We start from the raw sequence: 1,077 nt of genomic DNA on the forward strand, positions 1-1,077 counted from the left end.
CTGGGGTGCTGATGCTGGTGGGACTGTCGGGTCCGTTCTGGCTTTCTGAGGCTGAGGGTGTGGTGTCCGAGACGGAAGTCGGCTTGCGCCTGTCTCATTCCAGGACGCCCGGGTCTGTTCCGTGCTTCCACGCGGGTGAACGCACGCCTGGGCGCACGCCCCAGACCGGCGGTATGCCCAGCTCATGGCTGACCGTCGTGCGTATCCGAGTGATCTGTCCGATGCCCGCTGGGAGTTGATCGAGCCGGTCCTGTCCGCGTGGCGCTACGAGCGCCACGGCCGGGCGCTGGGCTTCGGCCGCCCCGCCGAGCTCGACCTGCGCGAGATCATGAACGCGATCCTGTACGTGGACCGCACCGGCGTCCAGTGGCGCTACCTGCCACACGACTTCCCGCACTGGAACAGCGTCTACGGCTACTTCGCCAAGTGGCAGCGTGATGGCGTGTTCGTCCAGCTCAACGGCCTGCTACGGGAACTGGTGCGCGAGCGGGACGGCCGGAACACCGAGCCTTCGGCCTGTGTGATCGACGCACAGAGCATGAAGACCTCCACCAGCGTTCCCGCCACGAGCCAGGGCACGGACAACGCCAAGAAGATCGTGGGCCGCAAGCGGAGCATCGTGACCGACACGCTCGGCCTCCTGCTCGCGGTCCTGGTCACCGCGGCCAGCGTCCAGGACTCCAATGCCGGCACCCTCTTGCTCGACCGAGTCGCCGCCGACCACCCCGCGATACGTAAGACCTGGGTGGACGGCGGCTACCGCAAGCACCTCGTCGAGCACGCAGCCACCCTCGGCATCGACATGGAAATCACCACCCGCAAGCCAGGGAGCAGGGGATTCACCCCGATACCCAAGCGTTGGGTGGTGGAGCGGACCTACGGCTGGCTCATGCTGAACCGCCGCCTGGCCCGCGACTACGAGACCCTCCCGTCCCGCTCCGAAGCCATGATCCACCTGGCCATGAGCGACCTGATGGCCCGCCGCCTGACCAGCGAGAGCACCATCTCCTGGCGCGACCCGACATCACCGGATCAAGCTCGCATAACAGGATGAAAGAACGGGAGGAAACGACCTCT

The 1,077-nt window shown here is 66.5% G+C and carries 1 protein-coding gene; it reads left to right on the forward strand.

Going from position 1 to position 1,077, the window contains the following annotated elements; translation table 11 throughout:
- Positions 1–184: 184 nt before the first annotated feature.
- Complete coding sequence (locus ACFWIA_RS35135) at positions 185–1,054, forward strand: IS5 family transposase (protein WP_387011337.1); 870 nt, start codon at positions 185–187, stop codon at positions 1,052–1,054.
- Positions 1,055–1,077 lie beyond the last annotated feature (23 nt).

It is taken from the genome of Streptomyces sp. NPDC127068 (assembly GCF_042724695.1).
Lineage (GTDB): Bacteria > Actinomycetota > Actinomycetes > Streptomycetales > Streptomycetaceae > Streptomyces.

Coding starts and splice junctions, on each gene's coding strand:
- ACFWIA_RS35135 (WP_387011337.1), top strand. CDS start 185: ATGGCTGACCGTCGTGCGTATCCGAGTGATCTGTCCGATGCCCGCTGG.